The organism is Gracilinema caldarium DSM 7334 (genome assembly GCF_000219725.1).
GTDB classification, from domain to species: domain Bacteria; phylum Spirochaetota; class Spirochaetia; order Treponematales; family Breznakiellaceae; genus Gracilinema; species Gracilinema caldarium.
On record NC_015732.1, the window covers coordinates 2,411,361 to 2,431,696 of the forward strand.

Annotated in this window: 18 protein-coding genes; 16 read left to right on the top strand and 2 right to left on the bottom strand. The window is 44.2% G+C overall.

Annotated features, from left to right (window positions below; genetic code table 11):
• The first annotated feature begins 67 nt into the window (after positions 1-67).
• The 16 genes from SPICA_RS10845 (at position 68) to SPICA_RS10920 (ending at position 18,067) form a co-directional block, all read left to right on the top strand.
• A complete protein-coding gene (locus SPICA_RS10845; protein WP_013969551.1) occupies positions 68-1,207 on the top strand; it encodes an ABC transporter ATP-binding protein in 1,140 nt (379 codons plus the stop codon).
• Entirely contained in the window at positions 1,204-2,154 is a 951-nt protein-coding gene (locus tag SPICA_RS10850) for an ABC transporter permease (protein ID WP_013969552.1), read from the top strand. Before SPICA_RS10845 ends, SPICA_RS10850 begins: the two co-directional genes overlap by 4 nt.
• A complete protein-coding gene (locus SPICA_RS10855) occupies positions 2,151-2,999 on the top strand; it encodes an ABC transporter permease (protein ID WP_013969553.1) in 849 nt (282 codons plus the stop codon). Before SPICA_RS10850 ends, SPICA_RS10855 begins: the two co-directional genes overlap by 4 nt.
• Positions 3,000-3,241: 242 nt before the next feature.
• Positions 3,242-4,306, top strand: a complete 1,065-nt coding sequence (locus SPICA_RS10860; RefSeq protein WP_013969554.1) for an extracellular solute-binding protein — start codon at positions 3,242-3,244, stop codon at positions 4,304-4,306.
• 21 nt (positions 4,307-4,327) lie between these two features.
• Entirely contained in the window at positions 4,328-5,032 is a 705-nt protein-coding gene (locus tag SPICA_RS10865; RefSeq protein ID WP_013969555.1) for an L-threonylcarbamoyladenylate synthase, read from the top strand.
• 414 nt (positions 5,033-5,446) lie between these two features.
• Positions 5,447-6,721 carry an ArsB/NhaD family transporter gene (locus SPICA_RS10870; protein WP_013969556.1) on the top strand — a complete coding sequence of 425 codons (1,275 nt, stop codon included), beginning with the start codon at positions 5,447-5,449 and terminating at the stop codon, positions 6,719-6,721.
• A gap of 23 nt (positions 6,722-6,744) precedes the next feature.
• Positions 6,745-8,373, top strand: a complete 1,629-nt coding sequence (locus SPICA_RS10875) for a response regulator (protein WP_013969557.1) — start codon at positions 6,745-6,747, stop codon at positions 8,371-8,373.
• On the top strand, positions 8,366-10,156 hold the full coding sequence (locus SPICA_RS10880; protein ID WP_013969558.1) for a cache domain-containing sensor histidine kinase: 1,791 nt from the start codon (positions 8,366-8,368) through the stop codon (positions 10,154-10,156). Before SPICA_RS10875 ends, SPICA_RS10880 begins: the two co-directional genes overlap by 8 nt.
• Positions 10,153-11,139, top strand: a complete 987-nt coding sequence (locus SPICA_RS10885; protein ID WP_013969559.1) for a substrate-binding domain-containing protein — start codon at positions 10,153-10,155, stop codon at positions 11,137-11,139. The genes SPICA_RS10880 and SPICA_RS10885 overlap by 4 nt, the downstream gene beginning before the upstream one ends.
• Before the next feature lie 78 nt (positions 11,140-11,217).
• The gene (locus SPICA_RS10890; RefSeq protein ID WP_013969560.1) at positions 11,218-12,717 is read left to right on the top strand and encodes a sugar ABC transporter ATP-binding protein; all 1,500 of its coding nucleotides are present in this window, start codon (positions 11,218-11,220) and stop codon (positions 12,715-12,717) included.
• Positions 12,718-12,741: 24 nt separating this feature from the next.
• Positions 12,742-13,707, top strand: a complete 966-nt coding sequence (locus tag SPICA_RS10895; RefSeq protein WP_013969561.1) for an ABC transporter permease — start codon at positions 12,742-12,744, stop codon at positions 13,705-13,707.
• 118 nt (positions 13,708-13,825) lie between these two features.
• On the top strand, positions 13,826-14,788 hold the full coding sequence (locus tag SPICA_RS10900) for an ABC transporter substrate-binding protein (RefSeq protein ID WP_013969562.1): 963 nt from the start codon (positions 13,826-13,828) through the stop codon (positions 14,786-14,788).
• A gap of 158 nt (positions 14,789-14,946) precedes the next feature.
• The gene (locus SPICA_RS10905; RefSeq protein WP_013969563.1) at positions 14,947-15,867 is read left to right on the top strand and encodes a metal ABC transporter solute-binding protein, Zn/Mn family; all 921 of its coding nucleotides are present in this window, start codon (positions 14,947-14,949) and stop codon (positions 15,865-15,867) included.
• Between the two features lie 66 nt (positions 15,868-15,933).
• Entirely contained in the window at positions 15,934-16,749 is an 816-nt protein-coding gene (locus tag SPICA_RS10910; protein ID WP_013969564.1) for a metal ABC transporter ATP-binding protein, read from the top strand.
• The gene (locus tag SPICA_RS10915) at positions 16,746-17,615 is read left to right on the top strand and encodes a metal ABC transporter permease (protein ID WP_013969565.1); all 870 of its coding nucleotides are present in this window, start codon (positions 16,746-16,748) and stop codon (positions 17,613-17,615) included. The genes SPICA_RS10910 and SPICA_RS10915 overlap by 4 nt, the downstream gene beginning before the upstream one ends.
• Positions 17,612-18,067, top strand: coding sequence for a Fur family transcriptional regulator (locus SPICA_RS10920; protein ID WP_013969566.1), 456 nt, complete (start codon positions 17,612-17,614; stop codon positions 18,065-18,067). The genes SPICA_RS10915 and SPICA_RS10920 overlap by 4 nt, the downstream gene beginning before the upstream one ends.
• On the opposite strand, the gene SPICA_RS10925 is transcribed toward SPICA_RS10920, so the two are convergent.
• Both SPICA_RS10925 and SPICA_RS10930 read right to left on the bottom strand, forming a co-directional pair.
• Positions 18,003-19,319: a DNA/RNA nuclease SfsA gene (locus SPICA_RS10925; RefSeq protein ID WP_013969567.1), complete on the bottom strand. Its 1,317-nt coding sequence runs from the start codon at positions 19,317-19,319 to the stop codon at positions 18,003-18,005. The two genes, SPICA_RS10920 and SPICA_RS10925, sit on opposite strands and share 65 nt — an antisense overlap.
• On the bottom strand, positions 19,285-20,277 hold the full coding sequence (locus SPICA_RS10930) for a DMT family transporter (RefSeq protein WP_013969568.1): 993 nt from the start codon (positions 20,275-20,277) through the stop codon (positions 19,285-19,287). Before SPICA_RS10930 ends, SPICA_RS10925 begins: the two co-directional genes overlap by 35 nt.
• Positions 20,278-20,336: the final 59 nt, after the last annotated feature.

Consider the following 20,336-nt stretch of genomic DNA (forward strand, 5'->3'; position numbering starts at 1 on the left):
CGGGGTTCCGCGGGCAAATCGGTTTTGTAGACTCAAGTAAGGGTCAGAGGAGGTTGAAGGACCATAATTGAAAGGGAGCGATGTCAATATTGAAGGGGTTTCCAAGTCCTTTGGTGACTTTAAAGCCCTCAAAGACGTAAGTCTTACTATAAAAAAAGGAGAGTTCTTTTCTCTCCTGGGTCCATCGGGTTGCGGAAAGACAACCCTGTTGCGGATTATCGCGGGGTTCGAAACCCCCGATACAGGTTTGGTAACCTTTGACGGAGTCGATGTACTCCCGCTTCCACCGAATATGCGGCACGCGAACACGGTTTTCCAGAATTATGCCCTGTTCCCTCATCTTTCCATATTCGAAAATGTAGCCTTCCCATTGCGGATAAAGAAGGTCCCAAACAGGGAAATTAAATATAAAGTCATGGATTACTTGAAGCTTGTAGAGCTGGAAAACCATGCCCATAAAAAACCTAGCCAGCTTTCAGGTGGTCAAAAACAGCGGGTTGCTATAGCAAGAGCACTGATCAATGAGCCTTCGGTACTGCTGCTTGATGAGCCTCTTTCAGCCCTGGATGCAAAGCTTCGGCAGCATATGCTTATCGAGCTGGATAAAATTCACGATAAAATCGGTATAACCTTTATCTATGTTACCCACGATCAGCAGGAAGCCTTGTCTGTATCGGATCGTCTAGCGGTTATGTGTCAGGGTGATGTTCTGCAGGTTGGAACACCCCACGAAATTTATGAAAGCCCTGCCACAGACTTCGTGGCCCGATTCATCGGCGAAACAAACCTCTTCGATGGCACCGTAGTTTCTGTAGAACCGGTAGAACATCCAAAGGCCGCCCCAAACGAAACCATGGTTACCCTGGATATTCCCGAACTGGGACGCATTAAGGTTACCACCGTCGATACGGTAGCCCCGGGGATGAAGGTGAGTTTTACCATCCGGCCAGAAAAAATTGCCATTTCGACAGAAAAGCCAAGTCTGAAGCGGAATGATATCAATCTTTTTGAAGGCATTGTGGACGAACCTATTTATTCAGGCTTCCAGACCAAATTTTATGTCCGCATTTCCGAACATGCCGTTCTTAAGGTAATGAAGCAGCATTCTAATTATTCCGATGAAGGGCCTGATATCATCTGGAAAGATTCGGTGTATATTTCCTGGAGTGCCGATGATGGCTACATAGTCGAGGTAAAACAATCGTGAAACCGGCCCTTTCCAAACGGAATTATGGCCCCCTGTATGCAGGGCCAATAGCGCTCTGGTTTACCCTCTTTTTTGCAGCTCCGCTTATCATCATTGTTGCTTACAGCTTTATGAAAAAGGGGCTGTATGGTGGTGTAGAATATGAGTTTTCCCTCGCTGCCTATCATGCTCTGGCAAATCCGAATTTTGTTACCATTACCATTCGGACCTTGTTAACCTCCATTGTGGCAACCATACTCACCATCCTGATCGCTTTGCCGTGCGGCTATTTCATGGCAAAAAGCAAAAACCAGACAATTTTGCTTCTTTTGGTTATTATTCCCTTTTGGACCAATTTTCTTATCCGAGTCTACGCATGGATTGCCATTTTGGGGAATAATGGGTTTCTGAATGAATTACTGCAGCGTATAGGCTTGGTAAAAGACTATATACAATTCCTCTATAACCAGGAAGCGGTAATTCTGGTTCTTGTATATATGTATCTGCCCTATGCCATACTGCCCCTCTTTTCTACAATTGATAAATTCGATTTTTCTCTGCTCGAGGCAGCCCGGGACCTGGGAGCAACCAAGTTCCAGTCCATGACTAAGGTGTTGCTTCCGAACATCCGCAGTGGTCTCTTTACAGCTGTTCTATTTACCTTTATCCCCATTTTCGGGGCCTATGCGGTACCTCTCCTTATAGGTGGTAAAGATTCCTATATGCTGGGGAATGTAATTGCAGACCAATTAACCAAAACCAGGAACTGGCCTCTAGCTTCATCAATTTCAATGGTCATAACCGTCGTTACCACCGCGGGAGTCATGATCATGATGGCCTTACAAAAACGAGAAGCCCAGCGGCAAAAAGAGAACGAACTATCAGGCAGTATTACTACCATGGAGGAAATAGATTCAGCTGCAGGGATTCCTGCAGGAACTGGAACTGCTACAGGAGGTGCAAAATGAGCGGTATTATTGCTTTCCGAAAAGGAACGCCTACTGGAGAAGCATCTCGACATGCACGCCGGGCTTACCGTAAACAGTTTTCGTTTTCCCAAACCATGTTTATAGCCACCATTGGGTTCCTCTTTCTTCCGCTCTTTGTACTTATCCTGTACTCCTTTAATGCCTCCAAGGGTATGGGATGGACCGGTTTTTCCCTGGTCTGGTACGAAAAGCTCTTCTTTAATTCCCAGGATCTCTGGAGGGCCTTTGGTAACAGTGCCATCATAGCCTTTGCATCTGCAGCGACAGCAACGGTTATCGGGACCCTCGGTGCTATTGGGGTAAACTGGTATGAATTTAAATTAAAAAAATACATCCAGGGTATCACCTTCCTTCCGATGATCCTGCCGGAAATTATTATCGGCGTGTCCCTTCTGGTATTCTTTGCCGGTGTGGGACTTAAACTGGGGCTTTTTACCATCTATATCGCCCATACCACCTTTAACCTGCCCTTTGTATACCTGATGGTCATGGCCCGACTCGATGAATTTGACTACTCAATAATCGAAGCAGCCCATGACCTGGGGGCAAATGAACGGCAGACCCTGCTTAAGGTCATTGTCCCCATGAGTATGCCTGGTATCGTATCGGGCTTCCTCACCGCTATCACCCTTTCGCTGGAAGACTTTGTTATCACCTTCTTTGTGTCTGGCCCCGGATCGACGACCCTGCCCCTCTATGTCTATTCAGCAATTCGTTTTGGTGTATCCCCGGTTATTAATGCCCTTTCGGTAATCATGATTCTAGGAACAATGGTATTGGCCTTCTCACTGCGAAATTTCTTAAAATATATAGCTGCAAAATAGAGGGCACCTTACATAACGCTGTTAGTTATGAGAGGTGCTCAGTTGGTTACCATGCTCTGCCATTACAGGTAGAGCAGGGACTTCTGACAGGGGCGCCCTTCCTGGTACCCTGATACCGGGAGTATGGGTGACCGTGTATCCGGTGAGCACCTAAGGCCGGAATCCAGATATCCCGAAGCTGGAGCGGATGGCTGGATTCGGAGTTTCCAGCGAAAATTCTATTTTTACAGGAGAGCAGTAACATGAAGAAATTTCACTGGTCTGTACTGGCGGCAGCCCTGATCTCTGGGCTTGTGGTATCAGGGTGCTCAAAATCCGAGAGCACCAAAGCAAGCGATGGGGGAAGCAAGAAACTCTACATTTATAATTGGACCTACTATACCCCCGATTCGGTCATTGAAAAATTCGAAAAAGAATTCAATGTAAAAGTGGTGTATGACTCTTTCGCATCAAACGAGGAAATGTTCGCCAAGCTTAAGGCCGGCGGCACCGGATATGACATCGTATTCCCATCAGGGGACTATGTTTCCATCATGAAGAAGGAGGGGATGCTCGCCAAGGTTGATAAAAGCAAACTTCAGAACCTGAGCAATATCGACCCGCTTGTCTTAAAAAAGGCGACCTATGACCCCGAGATGGACTACAGCGTTCCCTACTATTTCGGTGCCGCCGGCATTGCCGTAAATACCGCTAAGGTGCCTAACTTTGAAAAGAGCTGGTCTATTTTCAGCCGCAAGGATCTGAAGGGTAAAATGACCATGCTCGACGATATGCGGGAAGTTATGGGTGATGCCCTGGCGTATATGGGCTATTCGGTAAACACAAAAGATCCAGAACAGATTAAGAAGGCCCGGGATCTAATCAACAATGAGTGGAAACCCAATCTGGTCAAGTTTGATGCCGAAGCCTTTGGTAAGGGCTTTGCTGCCGGTGAATTCTGGGTTGTCCAAGGCTATGCTGAAGTGGTGTATGCGGAAATTCAGGAAGACCAGAAAAAGGATGTTGCCTTCTTCATTCCGAAAGAAGGTGGTCCAGCCTATATCGACAGTATGTGTATCCTCAAGGATTCCAAAAACTACGACCTGGCCCTTAAGTTTATAGACTTTATCCATCGGCCTGAAATCTATGCTGAATTTTGCGATACCTTCGGTTTCCCTGCTACCGCAAACATTCCCGCCCGTTCCCTGCAGAAGGTTACTCCCTATTACAAGGCTGAGGATCTAACCAATGTAGAACTGAAAGATGACTTGGGTGATACACTGGAGCTCTATAATCAGGCATGGCAAGATATTCGTGTAGGTGAATAGTTATGATATACTGTCATCATTATGATTTCCTACATTGCACCGAAAAATATTGATGACCGTATAGTACATCGTACAATTCAGCTGCTGTCGGATGGAGGCCTTATCGCCATTCCAACCGATACCAGCTGGACCATAGCCTGTGCCCTTTCATCAAAAAAAGGAATTAAAACATTACGCCGCCTTTCAGGTGAACGGGATGAGCGGCATTTTACGTTGCTATGCAACAGTATTTCTCAGATTGGCGACTATTGTTCTCTTAGTAACAGCCAATTTCGTCTTATTAAACGGCTGACCCCTGGCCCTTATGTGTTTGTTCTTAAAACACTCCTCGGAACAGAAAAGGCCCTAGATATCCGGAGAAAAGAAATTGGCATAAGAATTCCCGCCCATCCTGTTCCTGCACGGGTGATTCAAGAACTTGGAGAGCCCATGTACTCTATTACCGCGAAGCGGTCTATGCAGGGAATAGCATCAGAGGGCATCTGGCAACGGGGAGACAAACAACTTCCAGTGGCAGTAACTGAACAGGAAACAGGGTCTCCTGCCCTGCCACCTATCCCTGAGGAAGATCTTTTTGAAGGCGGCTGGGAGCTTGAAGATATCCCCGGCCTCGATTTGATTCTGGATACAGGGGAGGAACTTCCACGACTGTATTCTACGGTGCTCGACTTTACCAGTGACGATATTGTTCTCCTGCGATCAGGAGCTGGTCTCTGGCCGATTTAATAGAATAGGGTAGCAAAGATCTTAGCCCCTCCGAAATAGCCGATTCGAGATTCGATTACTATATTGTATTTTGTTGTCATGCTTGACTAAAAAAGATAAAATGGATATCCTATACTTGTTGAAAGGGGAGTAGTTACTCTCGCGGCAACCAACAACCGGCAGCGTGTGGGGTTCGAGAGGGATCCTTCGACCTGTCTGGTTCCGCGGCTCCGGTTTTTCTGGAGAAACAAGACCTTTCGCGTTGTATCCTTATTCTTAAAGGGAACAAGGGTCTACGCGAAAGGTCTTTTTTTTGGCCACACCTATTGCTACACAAGGGGTCTTAGACTACCTGTATGGTTATATAATAACCGCACAAATGGGATAAACAAAAAACCGAATAGGGCTTTGCAATTATAAAAGGAGAATACATCGATGCAATGGATTGTTCTGGCACTTACTGTACTCATGTATGCACTCATCATCCTGTTTCCGAATATTAAAGCCTATATAACATTGGGAACAGCGATTATCATGATGCTTCTGAGAGTGGTCGGATTTCAGGAAGCTATTATAACAATGGTGAACTGGAATATTCTCATGATTTTCGTAGGAAGCCTTGTCATTGCAGAGCTCTTTATCTATTCCCGAATGCCCGCCCGCATCGCCGATGAAATTATTGATCGATCTCCCAATGTAGGTATTGCCATAGTAGCCATTCTCATGATGACCGGTATTATTTCTGCCTTTGTGGAAAACGTAGCAACAGTCCTGGTTATGGCACCAATAGCCTTAGCATTGAGCAAAAAGTTAAAAATGGATCCCACCTATTTTATGGTTGGTTTAGCTGTGATGGCTAACCTGCAGGGGACCGCGACCCTTGTAGGGGACCCGCCTTCGATGATCTTCGCTGACTTTGCCAAATACGGATTCAACGACTTCTTTGTATACCAGGGGAAACCCTCTATTTTCTTTGCTGTCCAGATTGGTATGCTGGCAGGGGCTCTTTTCTTTTACGGGTACTTTAAAAAAGCAGGCACAGGCAAGGTAGACATTGAACGGGAAGAGATTAAGTCCTATTTTCCCACCATACTGCTTATTCTCATGATCACCGGCCTTGCCCTCGCTTCATGGTTGCATTCCGGGGTATCCCTGACCGCAGGTCTTATCGTTGTTGCTTTAGCCCTTATAGGCATTATCTGGTATCGCTTAGTCCGTCATGAAAGCAGGGAAGTAACCTTACAAATGGTAAAGGAACTCGATTGGGACACGGTTCTCTTCCTCATCGGTATATTTATTGTAGTTGGTGCTGTTACTAAAGCAGGACTCCTGGAAGCTTTCGCAGGTTTTTTACAGGGATACATTGGTTCAAACATTCTTCTTGGGTTCATCGTAATTATTGCAGTTTCAATATTGATTTCTGGCTTTGTTGATAATGTTCCCTATATTGTGGTCATGCTTCCCGTTTCAAAAGCCCTGGCTTCCGGCCTCTCATTAAAACCTGAACTCTATATGTTTGCTCTTTTAATTGGTTCTTGTATGGGAGGGAATCTGACACCCTTTGGGGCTTCTGCCAACGTGGTTTCTGTCGGCATTCTTAAGAAACAGGGTTATCCTATGTACTTCAAAGACTGGCTTAAAATCGGGCTTCCCTATACTCTTCTCACTACAGGTGTGGCCAGTCTATTTATTTGGTTTGTCTGGAAATAAAAAGTGTCGTACAATAGGAGGCAATGAACGATTATCTTTATACTTTTGTAATTGTTGATGATGAATCAGAAATCAGAGAGGGTATCAGAGATACCATTCCCTGGGAAAAACTTGGCTTTGCTTTCAAGGGAGCATTCTCAAATGGCAAAGAAGCCCTTGAGTATATTGAACTCAACCCGCCAGATGTCCTCATAACAGATATCAATATGCCCTTTATGGATGGGCTTGTTTTAAGTGAGCTTGTTCTTCAACGCTCACCTGGAACTAAGGTTCTTATTATTTCTGGGTATGATGATTTTGAATATGCCCGAAAAGCATTACAACTTCAGGTTCATGATTATATTGTAAAACCAATTACACCTAGTGAATTTAAAGACATCCTCCGCAGACTCAAAGAAATGCTCGATATGGAACGGGCAGAAGAACAGGATATTAAACGATTAAAACTACAACTTGCTGAAAATTTGCCTTTAATTAAAGAACGATTTTTAAACCAATTAATAACAGGAATAATTTCTGATGACGAATTATTTGAACGATGTAAGTATCTTGGACTCTCAATCGAATCGCATACTGAAGCATTTCATTCGATTGTTCTAGATTTTATACGACATCATGGCGGAGAAGCGTTTGATATTGATGTACTTCGAGTAAAAAATGTAATCAGACATCATCTAGAAAACTGTATAAACCAAAGTATCATTACTGGTTGGGAAATTTTCAGTGATGATAAAAACAGGCTTGTGCTTCTTATTTGGGGAATAGGAAAATTACTTTTATATCAAGAAGATCTAAAGCTGGCGGAACAGATATATAGTCAACTATTGACACTTCAATTACCTCCTTTCGGCATCGCTGTTGGTGAAGTCGTAACAGATCTTCATGTTCTTCCGAAAGCTTTTCAGGATACTGTACAGGCATTACAAATTGGACAGCTTCATGGGAAACAGGGGATTATCACTTATAAAGAATTAGGAAGAACTGAAAATGTTTATAAAAACATTAATCCAGATTGGCCTCATCAAATCGGAAATGCAATAAAAACAGCTAACATGGCTAAGGTATATGAAGCCATAGATGGTATGATTGTATATTTAAAAAATAATAATTTTTCTTTGGAGCAATATCAAGTTTTAATTGAACGGCTTGCAGCTGTAATGGTTATTACCTTTAATGAATTGGATATAAACGAACAAGAACTGTTTATTAAGGGATCTAATCCTTTTCTTGAACTAAGTCGAATAAAGACCTTAGATGAATTACGGTCATGTTGCAGTGCAGTAGCAGAAAGTTGTATTGCTATTATCCGTTCACGACAAAAAAACTTTGCTGAGCTAAAAGTCATGGAAGCTTTAGCATATATACAACAAAATTATTCAAATGCCGAACTATCCATTCAAAATTTATGTAAAGATCTCTATATCAGCACAAGCTATTTTAGCGCAATTATTAAAAATTATACAGGAAAAACCTTCCTTGAATTGCTCACAGAAACTAGAATCAATAAAGCTAAAGAGCTGTTAAGAACTACATACTTGAAAACATCCGAGATTGCTGAAATGGTTGGCTATCAGGATGCTCATTATTTTAGTATATCCTTTAAGAAAATTACCGGAAAAAGTCCAAGTGAATTTCGGAGTGAATATGAATAAACGTTTTCATAGTATACAGGTAACAATGGCAATTGCTTTTTCCCTCGTTTCTGTTTCTATTATCGTTGCTGCAATACTAATTTCTTTTTCTGTTACAGAAGAAACAGCCCGCCTTTCTTCCCAACAATATACGAAGCAACTAATCCGACAAATTTCAAATAATATTTCTGCATACATTGATTATATGATTGGAATTTCTACCTTTGTACAATCAGATAAAGATATCCAAGAATATTTATTAGCTTCACATTTAGAAAATAAAATCAAGGCAGCACAAAGAGCTCAAGAAGTACTAAAAACATTTATCCGAAGTCGTAAAGACATCTCTCTAGTCGCAATTTTTAATTTCTACGGTGATTCACTTTTCCATGATCCCACCTTCATTCAAAATCCATTTAGACCACCTTCCATGCAATCATGGTTTACAGCTGCGATACAAGCTCAAGGGAATAGTATTATTTCATCTAGCCATGTACAAAATATAATCTTAAATCGATACCGCTGGGTTATTTCTCTTTCTCGGCTTATTTATAAAACCAGTACAAACGAAAAAATAGGAGTGCTGCTTGTTGATTTAAATTATGATGTGATCAATCAAATTTGCAGTTCTATACAGCTTGGCAAACGCGGATATGTATTTATTATCGATAAAAATGGTGAGATTGTATATCATCCACAACAGCAATTAATCTATGGAAATTTAAAAAAAGAAAATATCAATCAAATTATTCATAGTTCACAAAATTATATCGCTGCTGATAATGTAGAAGATGATAAATTTTACAGTATTGAGACCATGCCTGTAATAGGTTGGAAGGTAGTTGGGGTCAATTATCGTAATGAGCTGGTTGAAAACCGTGACAAAATTCGTCAAACCTATTTCTTCTGGGGATTAACTTTTTTTTCAATCTCAATTGTACTATCCTTATTCATAGCACAACAGATTTCGAGACCTATACGTCAGTTACGAAATTCAATGCGTCAGGTTGAGCTAGGCAATTTTAGCGTACGGGCAGATATTCAAAGCACAAATGAAATCGGCGAGTTGGGACGAGATTTTAATATTATGGTAGCTGAAATTTCGAAACTGCTACAGAGTATTACAGAACAACAGGAATTAAAACGTAAAAGTGAACTCAAAGCACTTCAAATGCAAATTAATCCCCACTTTCTTTATAATACGCTCGATTCAATTATTTGGATGGCCGAAGGGGGCAAACAACAGGAAGTAATTGCTATGAGTTCTGCTCTAGCTCGGCTCTTCAGACTTAGCATCAGTAAGGGTAAAGAAATAATTGATATCGGTTCTGAGGTTGAACACGTTCGTAATTATCTTACCATTCAAAAAATACGTTATAAAGATAAATTAGACTATCGAATCGAAATCCCAGAGGATCTTAAACCATACAAAACTGTTAAAATAATTCTACAACCCTTGGTTGAAAATGCGATATATCATGGGATAAAAAACAAGGAAGGTACTGGTCTTATTATTATTGGAGGAAGAAAAACACAAACAGGGATTGAACTTTATGTTGAAGATGATGGAGTCGGTATGAATGAAGAAACAATGCGACTATTGCAGGAACGTATTAAGGGAAATAAAGAGGTTTTACCCTCGGATTCTAGTTTATTACATAGCGGCCTCGGCGTCCATAATGTTGATGAACGGATCAAACTCTATTTCGGACCTGATTATGGTCTTGTATATGAAAGTATAGAGGATATGGGGACAACAGTCCGAATACATTTGCCAGCAATAGAAGGAGCATTAGAGGAATGAAACATATAACCACCTATTTAGCTCCAACAATATTACTACTCATTTTATTACTTGGTAGCATGATCATTCTATTCTTTACTGGGAATCCTTCTCCACAAAACCAATTAATTATTCCAGTTGTTTTAAAAACCATAGACACCAATATGGAATTTTGGCAGGTTGTTAAAAATGGAATGCAGGTCGCAGCTGCAGAAAATGGAGTTAGCCTAGAAATTACTGGGCCATGGCTCGAAAGTGATATTGAAGGGCAAATCGAGATAACAAAGAACATTATAAGCGGGCATCCTCGAGTACTGATTCTTTCTGCAACAGATTTAAATAAACTTGTACCTCTTGTACAACAAGCTAAAGATCTTGACATACCTGTTGTTACCCTAGACTCAGGAGTAAATAGCGATATACCAGTGACCTTTGTAGCAACCAATAATATAGAAGCTGCTCAAAAATTGACACAATATGCTATTAGTCAGATCTCACCAGGAAAACCTGTTGCAATTATTAATCATGTGCCTGGTGCAACAACAGCAATTGAACGAGAACAGGGTGTTCGTAAAATTTTAGAAGCAGAGGGTAAAAATCCTATTCTTGGTACATGGTTTACCAATAATTTTCAGGAAAAGGCTTATTCAATTACGATGGATTTAATTAATACCCATCCTGATATCACAGCAATATTGGCTATGAATGAAGTATCTGTAATCGGAGCAGCTCAGGCGATTGAAGAAACAGGAATGACAGGGAAAGTTAAGCTATTTGGATTTGATAATTCTTTACAAGAAGTTAAATATTTAGAACGTGGTGTTGTGCAGGCTACGGTCATTCAAAAACCCTTTAATATGGGTTATCTTGCAGTAAAAGCAGCAATCGATGCAGTACATAAAAAGAAGCTGCCTAAATTTATAGATACCGGCTCAGTTCTTATAATACCTGATAATATGTATTTACCAGAAAACCAAAAGTTATTATTCCCTTTTATTGAGTAGAATTTTAACCATAGACCATAGAATATTGAATGTACGAATCAGTATCCTCGGTTCATGATGTTATTGAGGTGCATTGTAATGAATACAGTTCTGGTTCGTATGGAAGGAATTGAAAAAAGTTTCCCCGGTGTTCATGCTCTTTCAAATTGTCAATTTGAATTACATAGTGGCGAAATCCACGCACTGGTAGGTGAAAACGGTGCAGGAAAATCGACCCTGATGAAAATACTTTCTGGGGTATATAAAAAAGATAATGGAACTATTTATATACAGGGGCAGCAGGTAGAGTTTCATAATACAAAACAAGCTCAAACTCATGGTATTAGTATTATTCATCAAGAATTAAATTTAATGAAACATCTCACTGCAGCGCAAAACATCTTTATCGGGCGTGAACATTCTCAAAAAATTCCTTTTCTTGTCGATGAAAAGACTATTAATGAAAAAACTAAACAACTCTTTGAAATGATTCATTTAGATCTAGATCCTCGGGTTAAAATTGCAGAGCTTACTGTCGCAAAACAGCAGATGGTCGAAATTGCGAAAGCCCTTTCATACAACATGAATGTTTTAATTATGGATGAACCTACCTCTGCATTAAGTGATTCCGAAATTGAGGATTTGTTCAAGGTTATCCGTCATTTAAAAGAACAAGGTAAGGGGATCGTCTATATTACTCACCGTATGGAAGAAATTAAACAAATCTGTGACCGGGTAACGGTGATGAGGGACGGCCATTATATTGCAACAACCCCAATTAAAGATATTACAATTGAACAAATAATATCTCAAATGGTTGGACGTGAAGTATACGAAACGGTCCATTCTCATGGAGATACAACTCAAAATGAAGTTGTTCTTGAAGTTAAGAAACTAAACCAGGGCAATAAGGTCCAGGATGTTTCTTTTAAATTACATAAAGGAGAGATATTAGGCTTTGCGGGTCTGCTTGGAGCAGGCAGAACTGAAACAGCCCGCGCTATATTTGGAGCCGATCCAAAGGATTCAGGCGAAATTTATATCAAAGGTAAAAAGGTTGATATCCGTCATCCTAAGGATGCGGTAAAACATGGACTTGGTTATTTATCGGAAGACAGAAAACAGTATGGACTCGCGCTTAATCTAAGTGTTGAAACTAATACCGTCATGGCTTCTCTAGAAAAGTTTATCACTCCAATTGGTACCGTAGATACAAAAAAAACAAAAAACATTGCACAACAGTTTGTGGAACGGCTAAAAACAAAAACCCCAAGCATATACCAAATTACCAAAAATCTGTCAGGTGGAAATCAACAAAAGGTTGTAATTAGTAAATGGCTTGCACGAGACTGTGACATTCTCATCTTTGATGAACCAACCAGAGGTATCGATGTAGGCGCGAAAAGTGAAATATACAAACTTCTTAATGAACTTGCTGATGAAGGAAAATCAATCATCATGATTTCATCTGAATTACCAGAAATACTCAGAATGAGCCATCGGGTACTAGTAATGTGTGAGGGTAAGGTTACAGGAATACTACCTGCAGCAGAATGTACCCAGGAAAAAATTATGTATTACGCAACCATGCGGAACTAACGGAAACTACGGAGGAACAACATCATGTCCACTAAAGAACTAACGAAAAAAAGACTTAATTCTAAAACAACTCAGACACTACTAGCTTTTGCCAGCCTGATATTACTTATGCTCATTTTTAGTTTTGCTTCACCATATTTTTTTGAATTCAATAATCTTATTGGCATACTCTTAGCAACATCGGTTAATGGCATTCTTGCAGTAGGAATCACGTTCATCATTATTACCGGCGGTATTGATCTTTCAATTGGAACAGTGATGACCTTTGGTTCAGTAGTAACTGGCGTTTTTATAACCATGTGGGGATTACCAATACCTCTCGGGATTTTTGCAGGAATTTTGGCGGGAGCGTTCTGTGGTTTTATTAATGGAGTCTCGATTGCAAAATTAAAAATTCCACCTTTTATTGCTACTTTGGGCATGATGATGATTACCAAAGGCTTAAACCTTGTTCTCTCTGGTACCAAACCGATTTATTTTGTTGATAAACCGGTCTTTGGGCTCATTGCAGCAAAACCTATTTTAGGCATACCCCTTGGGGTCATCATATTTTTTACCATGGCACTCATTGCAGCATTCATCCTTTCAAAAACGATTTTAGGTCGCTTCACCTATGCTATTGGCAGTAATGAAGAAGCGACCCGTCTTTCAGGTATTAACACTGATGCATGGAAGATTGGGATCTATTCTTTAGGCGGAGCCTTTGCAGGTGTAGCAGGTATTGTTATGGCAAGCCGCCTTCAGTCAGCCCAGCCAGCTCTTGGAGCAGGCTATGAGCTAGATGCGATCGCTGCAGCAGTTATTGGTGGAACTTCCCTCTCTGGTGGCGAAGGAGGAATCCTTGGAACAGTCATTGGAGCTTTTATCATCACGGTCCTTACCAATGGACTTCGAATTCTGTCGGTTCCACAGGAATGGCAGATGGTTGTAACAGGGCTCATTGTTATAGGCGCGGTCTATCTCGATATTCTTCGACGCAAAGTTAAATAGGTATTTCTAACCACCAAACACTGGCTGGTTATGGATATACAACGAAATGTCCTAACAGGGAAACTTTGGTCGTCGACCGAGCCCTTTCAAGGACAAAACCAAAAGGAAGGAGAAACACATGAAAAAGCTGTTCTTATTGGCACTTTGTGTCAGCATGGTAGTGACAGGAGCATTTGCTTCAGGTCAGGGGGAAAAAAACACATCCAGCGGAAAAACCTATATCCCCTTAATATCTAAGGGCTTCCAGCATCAGTTCTGGCAGGCAGTAAAAAAAGGGGCAGAAAATGCTGCCAAGGACTTGAATGTGGATATTACCTTTGAAGGACCTGAAACGGAATCACAGGTAGATAAACAAATTGAAATGCTTCAAGCTGCTTTAGGAAAGAATCCCAAGGCACTTGGGATTGCCGCTCTTGACAGCAAGGCAGCCATTCCACTGCTTCAACAAGCTCAAGCAAAGAAGATCCCAATCATAGCCTTTGACTCTGGTGTAGATTCTGATATTCCTCTCACTACTGTATCTACCGATAATATTGTAGCTGCAGGTGTAGCAGCAGATAAGATGGCAGAAGCGATCGGGTATAAAGGAAAAGTCGCAATTATTGTTCATGACCAAACCAGCCGAACCGGTATTGATCGACGGGATGGATTCTTAAAGCGTATGAAAGAAAAATATCCAAATATCCAGGTTTTGGAACCCCAATATGGTGGTGGAGATCATTTAAAATCAACTGAAATTGCCAAGGCTGTTATTAACGGGAATCCTGACCTTAAAGGCTACTTTGGAGCAAATGAAGGGTCAGCCATCGGTATCATTAATGCAGTAAAAGAATTAAAGATGGAAGGAAAACTCGTCGTTATTGGTTATGATTCGGGAAAACTCCAGATCGATGCTATCCGCAGTGGATTAATGCTCGGTGCGGTCCAACAAAACCCAGTTCTCATGGGATATAAGACCGTAGAATGGGCAGTACGAGCCCTGAAAGGCGAAACCCCACCAAAACGTGTAGACTCTGGTTATCTCTGGGCTGATAAATCAAACCTTGACACACCCGAAGTACAGAGTGTTCTTTATCAGTAATAGAGTATACTAAAAAGAACCGTCACCTTTAGCCCTTGGAACCGAAGCAAATTCTGATCTCCGGTGACAAGGGTTATTTTTTGCAAACCGCTTGCATTTTTCACCTACGCGCAGTATATTCTACCTGCAATATTGCAAATCATTTGCAGGAGGATATTATGAAACACACCTCTCTCGTACTGCTAACGGCCATCATCACGTTAGTAATTATTTTAGGCTGTGCCCCAAAAACAGGACGTAAAACAGAAACCGTCAAGACAAAACCTATCATCGCCATAAGCATCCTACCCCACAGTTATTTTCTTGAGCGTATTGGCGGAGACAGCATCCAAAGCCTCGTGCTGGTAGGCCCTGGACAGAGCCCCCATACCTACGAGCCAAGCCCGAAACAGATGGAAGACCTTTCCAAAGCCTCCGCATGGATTTATTCTAATACGGACTTCGAGGTGAACCTAAAACCCAAAATTGCATCCCTGTATCCATCGCTACTTTTGATAGATGGTACCGATGGGGTCCAGTTCCGCCAGATAGAAGCACACCATCATGAAGACGAAGCCGAAACCGATGATCCAACTGAAGAACACCACGAAATGGAACGGGATCTTCATACCTGGCTTGGGAGGGAAAATGCCAAGATTTTTTCCCGCCATGTCCGGGACACCCTGATTAAAGTCCTGCCAGAACATAGGGATCTCTATGAATCCCGTTACGAAGAGCTTATAAAAGAAATTGATCGTGTTTTTAATGAGCTTGACCAGGATCTGGCACCGCTTAAGGGCACCAAGGTCTTTGTATTCCATCCTTCATTCGGTTATTTCTTTGATGAGTTTGGTATCCAGCAGGAAGCCATAGAAACCGGCGGCAAAGAACCAAGCGCAAAAACTTTAGCTCAGATTATCGAAGCAGCGACAGCAGAGCAGGTAAAAGTTATTTTTGTTCAGGCCCAATTTCCGACCACCGCAGCCAAAACAGTAGCAGACAGTCTAGGGGCCCAGGTAGTTCCTTTGGATCCCCTGGCGAAAGACTGGATGAGTAATATCAAGCTCATGGGAGAATCCCTGAAAAAAGCTATAAAATAGTGTACAATTATGGGGCATGGCAGACTTCCTGCCATGCTTTATCCATGCAAATAGGTAAGATACATAGTGAAAAATGAAAAACCAATAGTCATACAATTTTCTCAGGTCGCTTTTTCTTACGGTTCAGACCCGGTTCTGGAAAATGTTAATTTCCATATCCACCAGGGTGAGTTTATTGCCCTGGTTGGGCCTAACGGAGCCGGAAAATCGACCATTTTAAAGTTACTCCTCGCTTTGGAACAGCCCGGCAAAGGCAGTATCCATGTACTTGGGAAAACTGCAGCAGAAAGCCGTTCCCGGATTGGGTATGTGCCCCAGCATGCGGATTATGATAAAACCTTTCCCATTTCAGTCTATGAAGTCATCCGGATGGGCCGGATCCAGCCAACAAAACGGAACTGGACTAAGGTTGATGAACTGGCGGTACAAAGGGCCATGGAACAGGTGGAAATTCAAGACCTGGCCCGGCGGCCCTATGGGGCTCTTTCAGGCGGGCAGCGACGCCGGGTCCTTGTAGCAAGAGCCCTTGCCGCAGAACCGGAGATCCTCGTACTGGATGAACCTACCGCCAATATGGATGTGGAAAGTGAAGAGCGGCTCTTCAGAACCCTGGGACAGCTTAAGGACCACACCACCATTTTGATTGTTACCCATGACACAGAATTTGTTTCAGCCCTCACCGACCGGGTGCTTTGCATCGGCGAACGGACAGGCACTGAAAAACGAGCCCACCGGTTGGTTCAGCATCGGGCGGCACCGGCAGAACATGCGCCGCCAGCGCTTTTCGGAGGAGCTGCCCTTCAGGTACTCCACGATGAGGTTGAACCGGAAGACAGCTGTTGTATCGATTCTAAACCTAACAAGACAGGATCCCAACTATGAACAGTTTTTTTTCAGCTCTTTTCAATCCGGCCTTTCCTTTTTTACAAAACGCTCTGATGGCGAGTCTCTTAGCCTCCATATTGTTTGGCATACTCGGTTCGGTAGTAACCGTAAAACGCATAGCGGGCCTGGCAGGCGCCATTTCCCACGCCGTCCTCGGCGGTATCGGCATGGCATTATTTTTTTCGAGCTCCGGCATAGTGCCCTTTATCACCCCCATGGCAGGGGCAATTTTGTTTGCGGTCCTTTCAGCCCTCATTATTGGTATGGTCTCGGTTAAGGCGAAACAGCGGGAGGACACGGTGATAAATGCCATCTGGGCTATCGGCATGAGTTTGGGGGTACTCTTTCTCGCCAAAACCCCGGGCTACCGGGATCCCACAAGTTACCTCTTCGGTAACATACTTCTCGTCTCCCGGGAAGACCTTATGCTCCTGGCCATCCTGGATACGGTCGTCCTAATCCTGGTGTGGCGGTTCTATCCCCAACTGGAAGCCTCTGCCTTTGACGAAGAGTTTGCCCGGGTCCGCGGAGTCCCGACCAATATGCTATTTTTCATCATCCTGGGTATCACTGCTATTGCCGTGGTTCTGCTGCAAACCTTTGTAGGGATTGTCATGGTTATCGCCATGCTGACCCTTCCGGCAGGCACTGCAGGCTACCTGGCCAAAAATCTTGCGGGGATGATGATCCTTTCCTGGATATTTTCATCAATCTTTTCGTTTTTTGGCCTGGCCCTGAGCTGGCACTATGATCTACCTTCGGGCGCTGTGGTAGTCGTCCTTTCGGGGGCAGTATTCCTTATGGGGACCGGACTGAGGCTGATCATCGTCCGCTATGCAAAAAAGCGGGGGCTCTCATCATGACCCGGTCACGCAGGCAGGTCCTCGCTGTTTTGCAGCGGGCCCAGCAACCCCTTTCAGCGGCGGCGGTGCATCAGGAACTGGGCCTCTGTTGTGACCAGGCTACGGTGTACCGGACCCTGCACTACCTGGAAGAGCAGGGAATGGCAGAATCCTTTGTTTTGCATTGCACCGAACATGGTACCGAACGATACTACACCGCAGTCTTGGACGAGCATGGTACGGCCATCCCCCACCGCCACTGGTTTCACTGTACCCGCTGTCATGCATTTATTGAGCTCGGTACCTGTGCAGTCTCCGCCATGGTCCAGGCCTTTGAAAAAAAACAGCACGTGACCGTCCAGCATCACGTGTTGTACCTAACAGGGTTGTGTGGCAAATGCCGTGACTCTAAAGTCCCAGAGCCCGGCGGTGCCGGAAATAAAACAGCAACGTCAGAAAATCCCGGTTTTTAAGAGGCGGAGCAGAAAAATAAAAAAGATGGCTTTCACAGCTACAGTCCGATGAACCAAAACGGGGCACCGGCTCCCCTCCTATGTTCTTAAGCCCATCAGCGAGCTCACATTCCAGGTTATCATAGGAAGCAATGGGTAGCCCGATCATTTTTCCTGCATGGGCAGTAAGGTAATCCAGATGCCAATGGGCTTGTTTACGTACATGCCGCAGGTGACGGGCAATTCGCTGGGAAAGATTTTTCTGGGCCGACCCGGCATAAACATACCAGCCCGCTTGAAAGCACACAGGCCCCAGGGAACCTACATAAATCTGAACCGCATCAGGCACTTCGAGCAGGATCAGATAGGAACCCCTGTTGGCTTCTGCGAGACTTCCAAAAGAGAGATCCACCGGAACATTCATATTGATGATACGACCCCGGCCCTGTTCATCCGCTTCCAAGGTTACTGCGTGGACCTCTATGGCCCCGGCAGCCTTGCTCAGGGCCGATGCAAATTCCGGATCCGTGTGCAGGTTCGGGATAAACCGTTCTGCATGACCGTGAACAATGACAAAAAGGATATGACAGCGGTATCCCTGCTTGATAAGATACGCCAGTTCTTCGATATGTTTAACCGCCCGCTCGCTGGGAGCATCGGGAAACATGGCAATTCCTTCTTCAACCAGGGAGCAAGCCTTTACTTCGATGAGGTGTAAAAGGCCGGCCTCATCCTGGACCATAAAATCAAAACGGGAATCTCCCAGGGTATATTCAGCCTGGATATGCCGGGCCGCCGGGAACAGGACCGGGAGCACCCCCTGCTCCACCACACCGTTTGCCCGGGCAGAAAAGAGGGGCACCAGCTTATCCCGATACCTGACCGCCACCGCGGTCCATTGGGTTTTTGGCCCCCCAGTGGCAGCCGGGGCTTTACTCTGGGAGACAGCCCCTGCATCCCGGATCGCCCGGGCACTGGACCGGCGGCGTTCCAGTAGCAGTTCCGTACCGGGGATGACAAACTCGAGGAGCCGCCCCGGATTCGGGCAGTGACAGGCTACTTCCTGGCCAAGCTCTCCGTCGGCCCCGGGCTCATACATGCCAGTGCCCTCTGGGGTGCCCGTTCCCTGCAGGACTTCCACAATCCGGGCAAGGATGAGAAAACGGTTGGGCCGCCGTACAAAGACAGCCCGGGCATCGGCGGAAAAAAGCCGCAGGTTCAATGTACTGCTTTCCGTATCATTCTTTTTCGTGGGAGCCTCCAAAAATGACATCCCATTGGGTAGCCAGCATGCCCAAAAGCATGAGGCCTGAGCCGCCAAGGCTGCGCAGCCCCGCCGGTTCGGCGAGAATCAGTATCCCGCCCAGCGTTGCAAAGACCCCTTCGAGACACATAATGATAGACGAATGGGCCGGCGGGGCATCCCGCTGGGCCACCACCTGCAGGGTGTAGGCTACACCGACTGAACCGAGGCCGCCATAGAGGATGGGAACTGCAGCCCGCAGTATGGAATCCAGGTGGGGCTGTTCCAGAATAAAGGCGGTTACCAGGGAATACAAAGCACACCATGCAAACTGAGCGGCGGAAAGCTGGATCGGGTCCAGACGTTTGGAAAGCCTATCAATCAAAAGAACATGAAAGGTCCAAAAAAAGGCGCTGGCGATAACCAGAAGGTCTCCGGGATTCACCTGCCCCAGGCGGTCCGGAGCACTGAGGATATACATACCAATGACCGCAAGAAACGCCCCCATCCAGGTGGGGATCCCCGTTTTGTGACCTAATACAATTCCCACAATCGGAACGAGTACGACATAGAGACCTGTTAGAAAGCCCGCTTTACCAGCAGTGGTGTACTGCATCCCCATCTGCTGGAGGGAAGCCCCAATAAACAGGATGGTACCAGCCGCGAGGGACCCGAGAATGAAAACCCAGCGGTCTGCATTGCGCAGGGCCCGGCTCGAGCCGCTTGCATCGGTTCCGGCAGTTATACCAGAATGAGTCGGATCAGATGGAGTCCCTTCCGGATGGTACACTGTAAAGGGTATTCTTTTTCTGGCGTTAAAGTACACAATCAGGGGCAGGAGGGACAGGCTTCCTAATGCAAACCGTATGCCGTTATAGGTAAAGGGGCCGATAAAGTCCATCCCCACCCGTTGAGCGACAAAGGCAAAACCCCAGATGACCGAAGTAATAATAAGCAGGAGATCAGCTTTTAATGCGGTTTTATTCATAGGTGGGCATAGGATAACCGAGGAAGGTAAAAAAGTCTATGAGAAGCGACTATAGATGA